We start from the raw sequence: 16,449 nt of genomic DNA, 5'->3' as shown, positions 1-16,449 counted from the left end.
GAAAGCTTGATGAAACAAAGTTTTTTTCTTTCTTTTTAATTTGTTGAAACAAAGCATCTTTTTCAGACTTTTTCTGATTGTTATTCAAAAATTTTCAGATAATTCAGGAAAAACATTTGACAGTCCGCTTTTTTTTGTCTATACTAAAAACAATTCAAGTATGGAGGAACTTTTTTATGTTAAAAACGACCGTGTCCCCACAACTGAATATCTTTTACTTTAGCTACTTTAGATAGTTTGTATTCATAACACATTATGGATGCAAACCGCAAAACGAGTTTTGTTTGTATCTATGATGGCTAAAGCATTTTAACTTGAACTTGCAGCCATGTAGAAAATCTTCTAAATGGTTGCCAATATACGTTTACGCTTGGTATAGGATCGAATCCATTTAGACGATTGTCTGAATGGATTTTTTTGTTCAGGTAAACCCCAATTAAAAAAGAAACGTTTATAGGAGGAGTTACAATGAAAATGAAAAAATGGATCACAACTGGATTATTAACGGCTTCACTACTGGCACTGGCAGCTTGTGGGGAATCAAACAATGCTTCTGAGGGAAACGACGGATCAAAAACAGTCGGTGTCTTGCAACTCGTGGAACATGGCTCCTTGAATGCCGCCTACGAAGGATTTAAAGAAGGCTTAGCAGAAGCGGGCTACACAGAAGGTGAAAACCTGATGATCGAATACCAAAATGCGCAAAACAGTCAAGACAACTTAAAAAGTATGAGCGAACGCCTAGTGAATGCCAACCCTGATCTTTTATTGGGCATCGCTACGCCTGCTGCTGTTTCGTTAGCAAATGAAACCACTGATACCCCAATCGTGGTTACCGCAGTTACTGACTTAGTTGGGGCAAAATTAGCCGACTCAAATGAAGAACCCGGTCGCAACATCACCGGTACGTCAGACATGGTACCCATTGAGCAGCAGATCAATTTGCTGTTAAGCATCGTCCCTGACGCCAAGACGATCGGCATTATGTATAATGCAGGTGAAGCTAACTCGAAAATTCAAGCAGACTTGGCAGAAGAAGCCTTAAAAGCTGCTGGAGTCGACGTTAAAGTATTGACCGCCAATACCACCAATGATGTGCAGCAAGTGACCACTAGCCTGGCAAAAGATGTCGATGGCATTTATATTCCAACAGATAATACCTTTGCCTCTGCTGCTGCAATCGTCGGTGAAGTGGCGAAAGAAACCAAAACACCGATCGTCGCAGGTTCCGTGGAACAAGTCGATGATGGAGCTCTAGCAACTTATGGTATTGACTATAAATCACTAGGCATTCAAACAGGAAAACTAGCAGCAAAAATTTTAGATGGCGATGCAGAACCAGCTACCACACCCGTTGAAACAGCGGAGAATTTAGAGTTAGTCGTCAATGAAGAAATGGCTGCAGCTTTAGGGATTGATCCTGCCAGCATCACTGCCCCAGAATAACCATACTATTTTAGATTTGAGGAAATCATATGAATTTAGTCGACACGTTCTTACTATTACTACAATCTGCCACCTCTCAAGGGATCCTTTGGGCATTGCTGGCAATCGGAGTATTTTTGACCTTCCGTATTCTGGATATCGCTGATTTAACTGCAGAAGGAAGTTTTCCATTAGGTGCAGGGATCGCTGCAATCAGTATTACGAATGGCGTCTCCCCCATACTAGCCAGTTTGATGGGCTTTGGCGGTGGCATGTTAGCCGGCTTGGTATCCGGACTACTGCATACAAAACTAAAGATCCCAGCCTTGTTGGCCGGGATCATCACGATGACTGGGCTTTATTCCATCACAAATCGTGTGATGGGTGCTCCCAACATTGCCTTGTTAGGACAAGACACGGTCTTCACCCAATTTCAAGCAATGGGTCTGACCAAAAACAATGCCGTGATTCTTGCGGGCTTTCTCTTCGCAGCTATCGTCATTTTGTGCTTGTTCCTCTTTTTCCGTACAGAGATCGGCTTAGCATTGCGCGCAACAGGCGATAATTTAGCTATGAGTGAAGCCAACGGCATCAACACCGATAATATGAAGATCATCGGTTACATGATCTCTAACGGCTGTATCGCCCTTTCAGGTGCTCTTTTAGCCCAAAACAACGGTTTTGCTGACCTAAACTCCGGAATCGGTACGATCGTGATTGGCTTAGCATCGATCATTATTGCAGAAGTTTTATTTGCCAATAAATCTTTGCTTTTGCGGTTGATCACCATCGTGATTGGAGCGATCGTTTATCGCTTTATCCTGGCCGTCGTTTTCGAGTTCAATGTCGAAGCCAATGATATCAAACTGGCATCCGCAATCGTCTTAGTCATCTGCCTCTCGTTACCGCAGCTTCGTTCAAAACTAGGACTTAAAAAGATGCTGCCAAAAACCAAAGGAGGCCAATCCTAATGACTTCAGTCTTAACAATCGAAAATCTACACCAAACCTTTGAAAAAGGGACGATCAATGAGAACCATGTCTTGCGAGGCATTGACCTGACGATGAATGCCGGAGATTTTATCACGATCATCGGTGGCAATGGTGCCGGAAAATCGACCCTTTTAAACAGTATTGCAGGAACGATCCCAACAGAACAAGGAAAAATCACCTTAGATGGGAAAGACATCACCCGTTTATCCGTTACGAAACGCTCAAAGGATATTAGCCGAGTCTTTCAAGATCCACGTATGGGGACAGCGGTTCGTTTGACTGTTGAAGAAAACTTAGCACTTGCTTACAAACGGGGCCAAGTCCGAGGGTTTGCGACAGGCGTCAAAGCAAAAAATCGCGCGTTTTTCCAAGAAAAATTAGCCAGTCTAAACTTAGGCTTAGAAAATCGTCTTTCTGCCGAGATCGGTTTGTTATCAGGCGGACAGCGTCAAGCGATTACCCTCTTGATGGCAACGTTGCAACAACCTAAATTGATTTTATTAGATGAACATACCGCTGCCCTAGATCCAAAAACCTCGTTGACTGTCATGGCATTGACCGATCAATTGATTCGTTCACAGCAGTTGACGGCCTTCATGGTTACTCATGATATGGAAGATGCCATTCGCTATGGCAATCGCCTGATCATGCTTCATCAAGGCAAGATCGTCGTGGATATTGCCGGTGAGCAAAAGCAACATTTAACCGTCCCTGAATTGATGGAAATGTTCCATCAAAATAGCGGTGCTGAATTAAAAGATGACCAACTGCTCTTACGCTCTTAACAAGCAAAAAGACACGTAGAAAGGAACCCCCTTCTACGTGCCTTTTTTGATTCTTCCAAATGATTGGCAAAATCCTTACTTTGCTTCATTTTCCGCAATGATATCTGTGACCTTCATCAAGCGGGTCAATGTTGCTCGTTCGTCTTCTGCCAGATTGCTTTCGATGTATTGAATGGTTTCCGTCAGCTTGGGAATCGTCATATACTCTAACGCATTGACTCTTCGCCTCGTCCGCTCGATCTCATTGGCCATCAGTTGACAGGTTTTCTCGATTTCGGCCAACTGAAGCATCACTGGCAGCATCTGATCAAGATGAGACAACGAGAGATCCAGCTCACTGGTGGTACTTACAAAACCGTAGGAAAAGTCATCATCGGAGCTCTCTTCTTCGTAAACAGGATTTAACACTGGCACATCCATATTCATGATGGTCCGACTTTGTACATCTAGGGTCACTTTATTTAAAGGGATCATAAATGCTTCTTGCAAAACGACATCGGGAATACTACTAGAAGCCAGCACATACTCTTCCATCCCTGCTTGCAGCGCAGTTTCCATTTTTTTACGAAGCTTCTGGTTTTTCTTTACTAGCTGAATGAATTGGCGCACCAGCTCATCTTGCTTGTCTTTCAATAATTTGTGACCACGGGTTGCCGTCGTCAGCCGTTTTTTCAAACGACTTAGTTCCATCCGAGTTGGATTGACATTTAAGATCGCCATTAAGAACTCACATCCTCGTCCGTTGGGTAATAGGCGTCGATAAATTCTTCTTTGATACGGCTCAACTCTTGTTTTGGCAAGGTAGCTAATAGCTTCCAGCCTAAATCTAACGTTTCTTCAATCGTCCGGTTGGTTTCAAATCCCTGGTTGACATACTCTTTTTCGAAAAGATCTGCAAAACGCGCGTACTTTTTATCAAGATCAGACAAGGCAGACTCTCCTAAAACGATCGATAACTCTTTGGCAGCTTTCCCATCGGAATAGGCGGCATAAATTTGATTCATCGTTGCCGCATGATCTGCACGGGTCTTACCTTCTCCCGTTCCTTTGTCCTTCAACCGAGAAAGACTTGGCAAAATATCCACTGGCGGATTGATATTGCGTTTGTAAAGGTCCCGCGACAAAATGATTTGTCCTTCTGTGATATAGCCAGTCAAATCAGGAATCGGGTGGGTTTTATCGCCATCTGGCATCGTTAAGATCGGAATCTGTGTAACCGATCCTTCTTTGCCCATCAAACGTCCTGCCCGTTCATACAGTGTAGCTAAGTTGGTGTATAGATACCCTGGGTAGCCGCGACGTCCCGGAACTTCTCGGCGGGCAGCGGAGATTTCTCGCAATGCTTCGCAATAGTTCGTCATATCGGTCATGATCACTAAGACGTGCATGCCTTTTTCAAAAGCCAAATACTCTGCTGCAGTCAATGCCATCTTAGGAGTAGCGATCCGTTCGATTGCTGGATCGTTGGCAAGGTTCATAAACAAAACAGATCGATCTAATGCACCGGTTTTGCGGAATTCATCCACGAAAAATTCAGCTTCTTCAAACGGAATCCCAATTGCTGCGAAGACGATCGCAAAATTGCCTTCTTGGCTGGGTACTGTTGCTTGTCGTGCGATTTGAGCAGCGATCTCTTTATGAGGCAAACCAGAAGCAGAAAAGATTGGTAATTTTTGTCCACGAACTAATGTATTTAAATGATCGATCGTTGAGATCCCAGTTTGGATAAATTCATCCGGGAAGTCCCGTGCCATCGGATTGATGGCTTCACCGTTTACATCGATGCGTTTTTCGGGCAAGATTCTCGGGCCATTATCTTTTGGTTTTCCTAAACCGTCAAAAACCCGACCCATCATATCTAGAGAAACCCCTAAAGTTAAACCAGTTCCTAGAAACCTTGCTTTGCTTTCTTCAGCACTCAAATTACTGGTACCTTCAAATACTTGGACAACAGCATTGTCATCACTGACTTCCAGTACTTGACCTTGACGGATCTCGCCTGTGTCCATGCGGACCTCAACGAGTTCGTCGAATTTAACGCCTCGAACATTTTCGACCACCATTAAAGGGCCGGCAATTTCGGAAACTGTACGATATTCTTTTAACATCAATGAACACCTCCAGTTTCAATGATTCGTTGTAACTTTTCTTTGATGTCATGCTTGATCGTATCCAAGCGGGTCAATTCTTCTTCAGGAATGTATTTGCTGCGGGCGATGCGCTCACGCAGATCAACCGTTCCTTTTGTGATCTCATCTAAGTAAGCACCTAGCTGCAGTGCACGTTGGGCTTGTTCATTAAAGTAAAGAATATTCTCCAACATTTTGAACTGCTTATTGCGAGATGTATACGTGTCAACATCATCAAAGGCGTTTTGCTGCAAGTAATCTTGTCTCAAAGAACGGGCTGTCATCATTGTCAAACGGTCTCTTTGAGAAAGAGAATCCATCCCTACCAATTGAACGATTTCTTCTAAACGGCTTTCTTCTTGGAGAATCGCCATTGATTCATTGACTAGCTCCGACCAGCGATCGCCTAATAATTGATCTAAATAAGAATTGATTTGATCTTCGTAAAGGGAATAGGAATTCATCCAGTTGATGGAAGGAAAATGCCGTTTTTGCGCCAGCATACTATCCAATGCCCAGAAGACTTTCACGATTCGTAAGGTATTTTGGGTGACCGGTTCTGAGATGTCTCCACCAGCAGGTGAAACCGCACCAATTGCGGTAATGCTTCCTTCCCGAGGCTGTGTGCCTAATGAATGGAAACGCCCTGCTCGCTCATAGTATTCCGCAATTCGACTTCCAAGGTACGCCGGATAGCCTTCATCTCCTGGGATCTCTTGCAATCGTCCACTCATTTCCCGCAGCGCTTCTGCCCAACGTGATGTTGAGTCTGCCATGATAGCAACACTATAGCCCATGTCTCGGTAATATTCTGCAATCGTGATTCCTGTATAGATTGAGGCTTCCCGAGCAGCAACTGGCATATTCGACGTATTGGCGATCAAGACCGTTCGTTCCATGATGGACTTGCCGGTATTTGGGTCGATCAGTTCAGGAAATTCATTCATAACATCCCGCATTTCATTGCCTCGCTCGCCACAGCCGACATAGACAACGATATCCACATCCGACCATTTAGCAATTTGGTGCTGAACAACCGTTTTTCCGGCACCAAATGGTCCGGGAACGGCAGCTGAGCCGCCTTTTGCCACTGGAAAATAGGTGTCGATGACGCGCTGACCAGTGACCAGCGGTTCGCCTGGATTTAATTTAGCAGTAACGGGACGTGGTTGACGAACCGGCCATTTCTGAACCATCGTCAAGTTTTTTTCACCCTCAATGGTTTCTAAGACACAGATCACTTCAGTAATAGCAAAATTCCCTACCATGATTTCTTTGACGGTTCCTTCATAGTTTGGTGGCACCATGATCTTATGCTCGATCACCGATGTTTCTTGTACTGAACCTAAAATGTCGCCACCTTGTACGGTATCACCGACTTGTACTTGAGGGACAAAGGTCCATTTCTTTTGGCGATTCAGTGGATCGATGGTAACCCCTCGTTCCAAAAAATCACTTTCTGTTTGCGACATAAACGTATCTAATGGTCGTTGGATCCCATCAAACATCTGAGTCAACAAACCTGGTGCTAGTTCGACAGACAATGGTGCGCCTGTCGTTTCCACGGGCTCGCCTGGTCCGATTCCCGCTGTTTCTTCGTATACTTGGATCGAAACCAGCCCTTTTTTGATCTCAATGATCTCACCGATAAGGCCCTTGTCACTGACTTTGCAGATTTCGTGGATTTTTGCGCCACTTAATCCTGAGGCGGTGACCAGTGGTCCCGATACTTTTTCAATTGTGCCAAATGCCACATTTATTCCTCCTAGCTGGCTGACTTGTCTGTTATGAATCTAATATATTCATTCCTACCGCTTTTTCCACATTTTGCTGAATTCGTGCCATGCCGATCCCTAAACTACCCGTACTACTTGGAATCGGAATGATCGCTGGTGTCGGTACTTCTTCATAGCGGCGAACGATCGGTTCTAATTGTTCGATCAGTCGCTCAGTCAAAAAGATTACCCCATAGGCTTCAGCCATTTCTTCTAGTTGTTGGGCGGCTTCATCCAAATCGCTGACTGGAAAGATGTCGATCCCTAGCCCTTTGAAAGGCAAGATCGAGTTCTTACCACCCATCATTGCTATTTTTTTATGCATAACTATCACGCACCCGACTTCTTAAAATCTCTTCCGGCACCTTATTGATTTTCCCAATCAGGAGAATACGCAAGTTCTTGCTTTCAATTTCCTTGGCGTACAAGTACCCTGCCAATGCTGAAGGGCCAAAAGGAACAATTTTATGTTCTTTGAGCTTCGCCATTAGAAAATTGTCTTTGCGTATATCAAAGGTATTCAAGGTCTTCTTCTCTACCAACTCTTCATAGCTGTGATTGATCAGTTCTTTATAAGGAGTCCCTTGCAAATATGCCACAAATGCCTCAAGGGAAGTCGTGATCTCAGCTAACAATTCTTTTGCAGGCAGGTTTCCATGATCGGCTAAAACTGCGCTGATAAAGCCGCGCTTGCGTTTCATCGCGTAACTGCGCAACGTTGTTGAAATGTTGAAAATATCGATTTGTCGACGAATCAAGCTTTGCAGCAGATCGTCGTCGTATTCTTTGCCAATCGTCCACAATTGTTCCCAATAGTGGTTATCAAAGATGATGTCGATCGATTGGACCTCATGGTAGTTCTCAATATAAGAGAAGACTTCTTCCACACAATCAACCATCTCTTTGGCAACAAGATTGCTTTTTCTGGTCTTGACCAGATCCTTAAGGACGGAAAGCGGCTGGGTACCAATTGGGACAAGATATTCAGAAAAATCTTCTTGCATGTACGCCGCTTTTACCAAGACTTTCAGATTTTGATAGTCATATTTCAAAGCAAAGAAATCAACGATCGCTTTTTCCGGTGTCAGCTGATACATCGTGTCGTATACCCGTTTCAACTCCGCCATCAACACATGTTCAAAGTCGTGTACACGATCATCCTCGTTTATGAAGTCACCATAAACCGTTTCTTGCAACATACCGTAGATTTCTTCTGCGCTAGCAGCCGAGAGCATCCGCTCATAGCGGCTGCGATCGAATAATTGCGATTCATACGTCCGAATTCTCGTATTTAAGGTATTGTATTTGATGTCATTCATCTGTTTGCACCTGCTTACTGTTCAAAAATCAATTGCAGTAACGTATTGCTTAACTCTTCTTTGTTGGCTTCTAGTAGCGCATCAAAAGTAAAATTCAACTCGATCGCTTCTTGTCGCAACAAAAAGCCACCCTTACGAGGGATCGTTTTATTTACCAGTTTCAGCTGAACATCTGGGGCAGATGCCTGCAATTTAGCGAGGAGCTCCTCATCCACTAAATGGCGGGTCTTCTCACCTAAAAGCAACTCAACCTCACCAGTTAACCTTGCATTCGCCAAGCCATTAGCGATAAACGCATAAAATGCTGCTTGATCCATCGTATTTAAACGGGTCAAAGCCTCAGTAAACAGCTCATCTAAGACCGACTGCTTTGCTGCCAAGACCTTGTTTCTTGATTGAATATGCACATCTGAGATTTCCAAATACATCGCCGCACGTTTTTCTTTTTCATAAAAAGCTAACCGCTCACTAAGCTCTTTTTCTAATTGCGTTCGCTTCAAGTTTTCTTGATTTTCACTTTCTTTTTTCGCTTCTTTGATTTGCAGCTGGTATTTCTTTTCCGCATCAGCGGTTATTTTGTCAGTTAAACGTGTAATATCAGACATTCACTTTTCCCTCCTCTTAATTCAAGACAAGCAAGAAGGAAATAACGAACCCTAAAATACAATACGTTTCCATCATCGCTACCAAGATAATTCCTTTGGTCACATGTTCTGGTTTTTTGGCTAAAATCTGCATCGCAGCACTTGCGGCACGTCCTTGCCATTTTCCGGCTACGATCGCTGTTAATGCGATTGGCAATGAAGCAATAAACAAGTACAATCCGCGATCGAATGAAAGCGAACCGCTGATTTGACCAAAGATCATAAAGGAAATTACGAACCCGTATAACCCCTGAGTACTAGACAGCAACTCTAAGATCAACGCTTGTCCGAATTTCTCTGGCTGCTCTGAGATCAAGCCTGACGCTGCTTCACTGGTCATCCCAACACCAATCGTTGATCCGATACCGCCGCAAATCGTTGCGGTCGCTACACCTAAAGCTGCAAAAACAATTCCACCATTTTCGTAAAAGAAACTAATCCAATTTTCCATTATTGTCCTCCTGTAACTTCTCTTCTGAGATGATCTCTACATAGTTTTCATTTGATTTGAAGGGGTCAAAGGCACGTCCGCCCCCCGTAAAGAATTTTCCAAAATACTCTAAATACTGCAAACGGATACCATGAACATACGCACTAAGGTAACTTAAGAAAATATTTAGGCCATGCAATGCCACAAATAATAAGATACCAACCGTAAACCGGGCTGCTGGCGGCAGGTAGCTGATGATCAAGTTGAAGGCTGAGGCGATACTTCCGCCGGCAACCCCTAACGCCATCAGACGGGTGTAACTGATCAAGTCACCAACATAATTGGTCACATCCATCAATCCGTACAATCCAGAACCGATTTTTCCTGCTAAGGTTTTACCTTCTAAACTGCCTCCGATGGCCACTGCTAATAGACTGGCAGCGATCATTACGATCTCAATCATTTGTAACGGTGTGTCAGGGAAAAGCAGCATTCCTGCGGCAACAAAAGCCACACTGATCAAAAAGACGATCCATGAACCGGCTTGGAACATCGCAGCCAGTTTCTGGTCTTTTTTCTTCCATAGAATATAGAATTTCAGCGCCAAACCAAACATAATCTGGATGTACCCAAAGATCACGGATAAGACTAAGATCTGGTTGACATCATCCTGGGCAGACAACAGTTGGAATGAGAATTCAAATCCGAAGAAGTTGCCATAGATCAAGCCCCAAATAATCGTGGGGATCGAGCATAACTGAAAGAGGGTCAAGTTTTGTTCCAGCCCTTTGCTGAGGTGGAACAGCTTTTTACCAAGAAACGTCGCCAGAAACAAAAGCAAACCATAGCCAAAATCGGCAACCATCATCCCGAATGCCACCATATAAAAAGGCGCCATAAATGGTGTCGGATCTAACTCGTCATATTGCGGCAAGCTGTACATCCGAACAAGTCCTTCAAAAGGTTTGATCCAACGTGCGTTTTCTAATAAAATCGGCACATTACTAATCTCTTTTTCCGTCACTTCTTGGTATTCGAGGTAATAGTTATCCGTGGTTCCTTTTTTGATGCGTTTTTCTAATTCGGCCGTTCCATCAACAGGAACCCAGCCAGAAAGCGAGACCGCATGAGTAGAACGTAAAAGCATCTTATTGCTTTTTAAGCGGGTGATTGCTCCATCTAAATACTCGGCAACGATCCGCAAAGTTTCTTGCTCGTTTGTCATTGCACGAAGAGAGGCTTTGATCTCTTTTTCTTCATCAATTAAACGTTGGGATTTTTCTTTCATCGTTTGCAGATCTTCTTCTGGGATGCCCTCATAAGGGTAGATGTATTGCTCAAAGGCTACTTTTTTAAGAAGTGAAGTTACTTTTTCTTTTACATCTTTGTGGAAAAGGACCAGTAAATAAGTGGTTGTTTGTGATTGATAAACAGTTTCCACATAGACGAGCGGCAGCTTCTCACTGTTCGTCGTAAAGTCAGCCATTTCAGAAGTGGGAATCGAACCTAGCAAGCCACCTGATTTTTTTAATTCCTTTAAAACCGCTGGACGCTCTTTAAAATACTTCCAAATCGACAGCTCTGCTTCTTGTGCTAATACATCGCGTTTTTCTTGATCGATCAAGCGAAGACGTTTGTCTTGTTTACGAAGGGTCTGGCATAATTCTTGCCAGGGATAGGTGTGGGCTGTTTCAGCCAATTCTTGAAGGGTATATTTTTTGATTGGTTGCCGCAGTTGTGCCAGCATTCCTTTTTTGGGTACATATTCTTCTAAAAAATTTAAGCTCCAGTTGACTTGACCAAACTGGTTCTCCATTTCTTCTTCAGACTGTTCCTCGCGAACCGGTGTCAAAACACCCGTCGTTTCTTCAGAATCGTAGTATTTCTCCGAAGAAAGCAGTTCTACGCCCTGAAAGTCTTGCAGCTGCTCTAAAACAGCTTCTTTCTGATCGTAAAAGGTCAACAGACTGAACTTTTGCATTTTTGCAATTGCCATTTATGTCACAACCTTATTTATTATTATTGCCAATGCTTCTTCCTTTAACTCATTAGGGATCGTTCGTAGTGTTTCCACTTCTGCTTTCGTTTTAGCCATGAGCGGTTCTTTTGACTGTGTTAACTCAGCTGCGATTTTTTGATTGATTGCTTCTTTTTGTTGGGCTTCTTTTTCTGCCAACTCTTTTTTAAACGCCTTCAACCGTTCTTCGCGTTCTTGTGCCAATTGTTTTTTTTCTGCTTCCGCTTCTTGGTTTTTATTTTCAGCAAATTGCTCTGCTTCTTGTAATAATCGAATTGCATCTACTGCCATTTTCTCACCTGCTTTCCCTTTTTTTCCGCAAAAAAAACCACTACAAATCAAGCATATGGCATTCGCTGATCGTAGGGTGTCAAAAATCAATAAGTGGCAAATACCTTCACCTATTTCCGTTTTCTAATATAACCGTACCATAAATTTAGCGATAGAACAAGGTTCCTAGCGTTTTTTTATAGTCTTTACATATAAAAGTCACAAAAATTACACATTTTCACAAAAAGAAATCCTTTTCAATTTATAGGGGGTTAAATGATGACAAAAAAGAAAGATTAGAAACAGAATGCCGTTTCAAATCTTTCTTTTATTTTTCTCTCTTCTATTTCTTAACTTTCATAATTTCAAAGCAAAAATCCGTAATTAAAATAACAAAGATTCGTCCTACTCACGAATAAATGGCATACTCATACAGCGTGGACCTCCACGTCCGCGAACCAATTCACTTCCTGAGATCTCATTCAACTTGACGCCTGCCTCTTTTAACAACCCGTTGGTGATGGTATTGCGGTCATAGACCACGACTTCCCCTGGGGCGATCGCCAATGTATTGGAACCATCATTCCATTGTTCTCTGGCTGCTGCCGCTAAGTCGTCACCACCACAGCGAATCAAGTGTACTTCAGGCAAATCTAAATAACGGCAAAGAATGTTTTCCAACGTATCTTTTTCCTCATATACTCGCACACCGTCCTTGTGTTTAGTGATTGAATACAGCGAAAGTTCTCCCTCGATTTCTGGATGGATCGTGAACTTATCATGATCCACCATCGTAAAGACCGTATCTAAGTGCATAAATTTTCGTTCTTCACCAATATTAAATGCCAAGATATGTTCAAAACTCGGTTCTGTAGCAAAAATCGTTTCGGCAATTTTTTCGATAGAAGCAACCTCGGTTCGTTGAGAGATACCGATCGCCACGATTTTATCAGATAAAATCAGCTGATCGCCGCCTTCCATCCGCGTCGTTTCGTCCCGATGATACAAAAAGTTCGTCTCATTGCGGGAAAACATCGGGTGGTGCGTAAAAATTTGTTTTCCGTAGAGGGTTTCTCGTCTTCTCGTTGCAGAATACATTCGATTCAAGGAAACGCTATGACCAATCGTAGCAAACGGATCTCTCGTGAAATACAAGTTTGGCATTGGATCGATCAAAAAAGGATATTCCGTTTCAACGATCGCCGTTAACTTGCTAGCTCTTGGAATTTCTACCTCACTTTTTTTCAAGCCCGCCATCGTATGATCGATAAAGGAGCGATTATCTTTGATCGACAGGAAAAAATTGCGCACTTCGTTGCGAATCTCTTCATCAAGGATCGTTGTCTCATTTAAATAATCTTCTAAAAAAGCTTCTTTGGCACCGGTCGTCGACAATGTCTCTGCAGCAAGATCTTCCAAATAAAGGACTTCCACCCCTCTGTTTCTTAACGTCTCGGCAAAAAAATCATGCTCTTTTTGTGCTTGGTCTAGAAAAGGAATATCATCGAACAACAAGCGATCAAGATAATCCGGCATCAAGTTTTCCAATTCTGCTCCTGGACGATGCAACAGCACCCGCTTTAAGGGCGCAATCTCAGAAAAGATCTGTATTGGCTGGTTCATGGACGTGTCTCTCCTTTTTCGCATTTTTTGTGGAATAACTTATGTCATTCCTCGTTTATGACTCCTCGACACATAATTATTCATTTCTTTGACTCATAGTAATCTTCTGCTAATGTTTAATAGTTTTTTTGATCTGTTGGTTATAAACATGCATTTTTTTATAAAGAAACTATTAATAAAAAAACAACTACTTAGAGAGATAAATTTTAGATGTTTTAATTTACCGCCTTTTTCAATTGTATATTTTTGTTAAAAAAACAGCAAGGCAAAAGAACTGGCGGACTATAGCCCTAGTTGCGAAACCAGATTGAACTATCTTTGTTTTTTTGGATCATTTCATGATTTTCAAATGATACCGCTATCAAACAGATGAATATTTGATATGATTCAAGTATCTTGATACTAAAGAAACGTCTATAAAGGAGCGATTTGATGAAAACGCAACGTCAGCTTTACTATGGTGCCGACTACAATCCTGAACAATGGTCTAAAGAAGTCATTCTTGAAGATATGCGCTTAATGAAAGAAGCAGGTGTGAACTATGTAAGTATCAATATTTTTGGCTGGGTCAATCTGCAGCCAGATGAATCCACCTATGATTTTGACTTTCTGGACTGGTTGATGGATCTTTTATATGAAAACAATATCATGATCGACCTAGCCAATGGAACAGCTTCTCCTCCCGCTTGGCTTGTTCAAAAACACCCTGAGATGCTGCCTGTGACCATTCATGGCAATCGACTGGTTCATGGTGCGCGCCAGCACTACTGTCCGACTTCCCCTATCTATCGTCAATATGCCGCCGATTTGTCTGAAGCAGTCGCAAACCGTTATGCTAATCATCCAGGGCTGGTCATGTGGCATATCAATAATGAATATACGTGTCACATCCACGAGTGTTATTGCGATCATTGTCGGAAAAGATTTCAGACATGGTTAGCAGAGAAATATCTGACCATCGCTGGATTGAATGATGCTTGGTCAACGAAGTTTTGGAGTCAATCCTATGGCAGCTGGGAGGAAATTTTCTTACCAGAGGCAATGCCAACCTTCAAAAATCCTGCACAGCAATTAGACTACCGTCGGTTTCTTTCCGACATGAATCTGGAACTTTATCAAATTGAAAAGGCGGCGATTGCAAAATATTCCCATGACATTCCTTATATGACCAATCTTATGGGCTTACACAAATACGTAGATGGATTTAAATGGGCACCTGAAATAGATGTGGTCAGCTGGAATTCGTACCCGAATCCCTTTGAAAAAATCCCTTACCCGCAATTTCTTGCTAACGATTTAACCCGCAGTTTGAAGAAAAAGCCATTCTTGATCATGGAGCAAGCCACCAGCGCCGTTAATTGGCGACAAATCAACGGGGCCAAGACCCCCAACCAGTTGCGTCTTTGGAGTTATGAAGCGCTAGCTCATGGTGCTGATGGTATCATGTTCTTTCAATGGCGACAGTCTCGTGGCGGTGCGGAAAAATTTCATAGTGCGATGGTGCCTCACGGAGATCCTCAGTCAAGCCGTATCTTTCGTGAATGTGCACAATTAGGCAACGAATTTTCGCAACTATCCGAAATCGTTGGGACGCGCTTCTTGGCTGATGTCGCAGTTGTCTTCGACTGGGAAAATTGGTGGGCGCTGGAATTGGATGCCAAACCAAGAACCTTAAAATACATTCATCAGTTACGCAGCCTGTATGCCGCACTTAGGGCGTTAAATCTGAGCGTAGACTTTGTCCATCCTTCCGAATCCCTAGGCGGCTATCCTTTAGTGATCGCCCCAAATCTCTATTCAGCACCCGAAGCATTCGGTAAGAAGATCCATGATTACGTGCGACAAGGCGGCATCTTCTTGACCAATTTCTTTAGTGGGATCGTCAATGAATATGACCAAGTCTATCTTGGGGGCTATCCAGGACTGTTTAGGGACACCTTAGGGATCATTGTAGAAGAGTTTTACCCAATGAAAGCGGCTACCCATCACCAAATTGACTTCCAAGGTCGTCGGTACGACAATTCTCTATGGGAGGAAGTCATCCATCTAAAAGGTGCGAAAGCTTTGGCAACCTTCCATTCCGGTTATTTGACCGATAAGCCCGCCATTACCATGAACCGGATCGACGATGGGTATGCGTATTACGTGGGAACAGAATTGTCTCTTGAAGGACTAACTACATTTTTAGCGACCATTCTGGAAAATCACAAATTAACGACTCATGCCCAGCACTTCTTGGCTGCTCCTACTGAAATCTCCGTTACCTGTCGCAAAGGTGCTGGCTATACACTCGTCTTTTTCTTAAACCATACCGAGCAGACAACAGAAGTGAAGCTGAAAGCCCCTGGAGAAGACCTTCTAACCAAAGAAACCAAACAGTTGGCAGTTCTGAAACCAAAAGAAGTCGCAATCCTTAAGTATATTGAATGATCTAAGGAAAGAACCTCCATGAAGCGATCGCTTCATGGAGGTTCTTTTATAGAGGTTACTAGATTCAGAAAGGTTCATTAGACAAACGATAGGCAATTTCTAAATAAGAGGCTATCTCTCGTCTTAACTCTCCATCTCTTTTTTCTGAATAGTGATACTCTGGATTAGTCCAATGGGATTTGTCATACAACCAAACAGGCATTTTTTTCGCTTCGTCGGTTTCCCATTCATAACGGGGAAAAAGATGTGCATGAAGAAAGTTATCGGTATTTCCCAATAGTTCATAATTGATTCTCAATGGAGAACAAGCCTGTATTATAGCATCTCCTAAAAGAGTCATATCAGTTAAGAAAACCTGTCGCTCATTTAAATCTAGATCATTTAAAGAAGCCACCTCTCTTTTAGGTAATAATACACAATATCCAGGAAGAAATTGGACATCGCCATAAACAGCAAAACTGCCAGACAATTCTTTGATCACCATTGGATTTGTCCCATCTATCGCTGATTTGATTCTATTCTCATACCATTTCAATTTGATCCCCCCTCTTTCCTGTTCCTTGCAGCTATTCATGTAAAAACTATACAAGATTAAGAAAAGGCTTTCAAT

The 16,449-nt window shown here is 42.8% G+C and carries 15 protein-coding genes; 4 read left to right on the top strand and 11 right to left on the bottom strand.

Going from position 1 to position 16,449, the window contains the following annotated elements:
- The first annotated feature begins 468 nt into the window (after positions 1-468).
- Genes IGJ42_RS05085 through IGJ42_RS05075 form a run of 3 tightly spaced genes read left to right on the top strand, consistent with a single transcriptional unit; the run spans position 469 to position 3,202 of the window.
- The gene (locus IGJ42_RS05085) at positions 469-1,446 is read left to right on the top strand and encodes an ABC transporter substrate-binding protein (RefSeq protein WP_086332194.1); all 978 of its coding nucleotides are present in this window, start codon (positions 469-471) and stop codon (positions 1,444-1,446) included.
- 29 nt (positions 1,447-1,475) lie between these two features.
- The gene (locus tag IGJ42_RS05080) at positions 1,476-2,396 is read left to right on the top strand and encodes an ABC transporter permease (RefSeq protein ID WP_005237148.1); all 921 of its coding nucleotides are present in this window, start codon (positions 1,476-1,478) and stop codon (positions 2,394-2,396) included.
- Positions 2,396-3,202, top strand: a complete 807-nt coding sequence (locus tag IGJ42_RS05075; protein ID WP_005237149.1) for an ABC transporter ATP-binding protein — start codon at positions 2,396-2,398, stop codon at positions 3,200-3,202. The genes IGJ42_RS05080 and IGJ42_RS05075 overlap by 1 nt, the downstream gene beginning before the upstream one ends.
- A gap of 75 nt (positions 3,203-3,277) precedes the next feature.
- On the opposite strand, the gene IGJ42_RS05070 is transcribed toward IGJ42_RS05075, so the two are convergent.
- From IGJ42_RS05070 to arcA, 10 genes are all read right to left on the bottom strand, one after another.
- Positions 3,278-3,922 carry a V-type ATP synthase subunit D gene (locus tag IGJ42_RS05070; protein ID WP_016613064.1) on the bottom strand — a complete coding sequence of 215 codons (645 nt, stop codon included), beginning with the start codon at positions 3,920-3,922 and terminating at the stop codon, positions 3,278-3,280.
- Positions 3,922-5,310, bottom strand: coding sequence for a V-type ATP synthase subunit B (locus tag IGJ42_RS05065; RefSeq protein ID WP_005237151.1), 1,389 nt, complete (start codon positions 5,308-5,310; stop codon positions 3,922-3,924). Before IGJ42_RS05065 ends, IGJ42_RS05070 begins: the two co-directional genes overlap by 1 nt.
- Positions 5,310-7,085 carry a V-type ATP synthase subunit A gene (locus IGJ42_RS05060; RefSeq protein WP_008380990.1) on the bottom strand — a complete coding sequence of 592 codons (1,776 nt, stop codon included), beginning with the start codon at positions 7,083-7,085 and terminating at the stop codon, positions 5,310-5,312. Before IGJ42_RS05060 ends, IGJ42_RS05065 begins: the two co-directional genes overlap by 1 nt.
- 31 nt (positions 7,086-7,116) lie before the next feature.
- Positions 7,117-7,431, bottom strand: a complete 315-nt coding sequence (locus IGJ42_RS05055) for a V-type ATP synthase subunit F (RefSeq protein WP_005229240.1) — start codon at positions 7,429-7,431, stop codon at positions 7,117-7,119.
- Positions 7,424-8,425 (bottom strand): V-type ATP synthase subunit C, encoded by a 1,002-nt coding sequence (locus IGJ42_RS05050; RefSeq protein ID WP_005237156.1) that lies wholly within the window; start codon positions 8,423-8,425, stop codon positions 7,424-7,426. Before IGJ42_RS05050 ends, IGJ42_RS05055 begins: the two co-directional genes overlap by 8 nt.
- 14 nt (positions 8,426-8,439) lie before the next feature.
- Complete coding sequence (locus IGJ42_RS05045; RefSeq protein WP_061053898.1) at positions 8,440-9,030, bottom strand: V-type ATP synthase subunit E; 591 nt, start codon at positions 9,028-9,030, stop codon at positions 8,440-8,442.
- 16 nt (positions 9,031-9,046) lie between these two features.
- The gene (locus IGJ42_RS05040) at positions 9,047-9,520 is read right to left on the bottom strand and encodes a V-type ATP synthase subunit K (protein ID WP_005237160.1); all 474 of its coding nucleotides are present in this window, start codon (positions 9,518-9,520) and stop codon (positions 9,047-9,049) included.
- Positions 9,504-11,495 carry a V-type ATP synthase subunit I gene (locus tag IGJ42_RS05035; RefSeq protein WP_430615989.1) on the bottom strand — a complete coding sequence of 664 codons (1,992 nt, stop codon included), beginning with the start codon at positions 11,493-11,495 and terminating at the stop codon, positions 9,504-9,506. Before IGJ42_RS05035 ends, IGJ42_RS05040 begins: the two co-directional genes overlap by 17 nt.
- Entirely contained in the window at positions 11,496-11,807 is a 312-nt protein-coding gene (locus IGJ42_RS05030) for a hypothetical protein (protein WP_008380980.1), read from the bottom strand.
- A 384-nt stretch (positions 11,808-12,191) separates the two neighbouring features.
- The gene (gene arcA, locus IGJ42_RS05025; RefSeq protein WP_008380978.1) at positions 12,192-13,409 is read right to left on the bottom strand and encodes an arginine deiminase; all 1,218 of its coding nucleotides are present in this window, start codon (positions 13,407-13,409) and stop codon (positions 12,192-12,194) included.
- A gap of 432 nt (positions 13,410-13,841) precedes the next feature.
- On the opposite strand from arcA, the gene IGJ42_RS05020 reads away from it, so the two are divergent.
- Positions 13,842-15,839 (top strand): beta-galactosidase, encoded by a 1,998-nt coding sequence (locus IGJ42_RS05020; protein WP_086332193.1) that lies wholly within the window; start codon positions 13,842-13,844, stop codon positions 15,837-15,839.
- 64 nt (positions 15,840-15,903) lie between these two features.
- Here IGJ42_RS05020 and IGJ42_RS05015 read toward each other — a convergent pair whose 3' ends face one another.
- Entirely contained in the window at positions 15,904-16,374 is a 471-nt protein-coding gene (locus IGJ42_RS05015; RefSeq protein WP_176256982.1) for an HIT family protein, read from the bottom strand.
- Between the last annotated feature and the right edge of the window lie 75 nt (positions 16,375-16,449).

Source organism: Enterococcus sp. DIV1067f (genome assembly GCF_050543505.1).
In the GTDB taxonomy this organism is placed as follows: domain Bacteria; phylum Bacillota; class Bacilli; order Lactobacillales; family Enterococcaceae; genus Enterococcus_D; species Enterococcus_D entomosocium.
The sequence above is the reverse complement of the archived record's forward strand: the minus strand, read 5'-3'. Positions and strand labels throughout refer to the sequence as shown.

Bases quoted from the DNA above. Each gene is read 5' to 3' on its own strand.
- IGJ42_RS05020 (WP_086332193.1), top strand. From the start codon at position 13,842: ATGAAAACGCAACGTCAGCTTTACTATGGTGCCGACTACAATCCTGAA.
- IGJ42_RS05070 (WP_016613064.1), bottom strand. From the start codon at position 3,922: ATGGCGATCTTAAATGTCAATCCAACTCGGATGGAACTAAGTCGTTTG.
- IGJ42_RS05045 (WP_061053898.1), bottom strand. From the start codon at position 9,030: ATGTCTGATATTACACGTTTAACTGACAAAATAACCGCTGATGCGGAA.
- IGJ42_RS05055 (WP_005229240.1), bottom strand. From the start codon at position 7,431: ATGCATAAAAAAATAGCAATGATGGGTGGTAAGAACTCGATCTTGCCT.
- IGJ42_RS05050 (WP_005237156.1), bottom strand. From the start codon at position 8,425: ATGAATGACATCAAATACAATACCTTAAATACGAGAATTCGGACGTAT.
- arcA (WP_008380978.1), bottom strand. From the start codon at position 13,409: ATGAACCAGCCAATACAGATCTTTTCTGAGATTGCGCCCTTAAAGCGG.
- IGJ42_RS05080 (WP_005237148.1), top strand. From the start codon at position 1,476: ATGAATTTAGTCGACACGTTCTTACTATTACTACAATCTGCCACCTCT.
- IGJ42_RS05040 (WP_005237160.1), bottom strand. From the start codon at position 9,520: ATGGAAAATTGGATTAGTTTCTTTTACGAAAATGGTGGAATTGTTTTT.
- IGJ42_RS05030 (WP_008380980.1), bottom strand. From the start codon at position 11,807: ATGGCAGTAGATGCAATTCGATTATTACAAGAAGCAGAGCAATTTGCT.
- IGJ42_RS05065 (WP_005237151.1), bottom strand. From the start codon at position 5,310: ATGTTAAAAGAATATCGTACAGTTTCCGAAATTGCCGGCCCTTTAATG.
- IGJ42_RS05075 (WP_005237149.1), top strand. From the start codon at position 2,396: ATGACTTCAGTCTTAACAATCGAAAATCTACACCAAACCTTTGAAAAA.
- IGJ42_RS05085 (WP_086332194.1), top strand. From the start codon at position 469: ATGAAAATGAAAAAATGGATCACAACTGGATTATTAACGGCTTCACTA.
- IGJ42_RS05035 (WP_430615989.1), bottom strand. From the start codon at position 11,495: ATGGCAATTGCAAAAATGCAAAAGTTCAGTCTGTTGACCTTTTACGAT.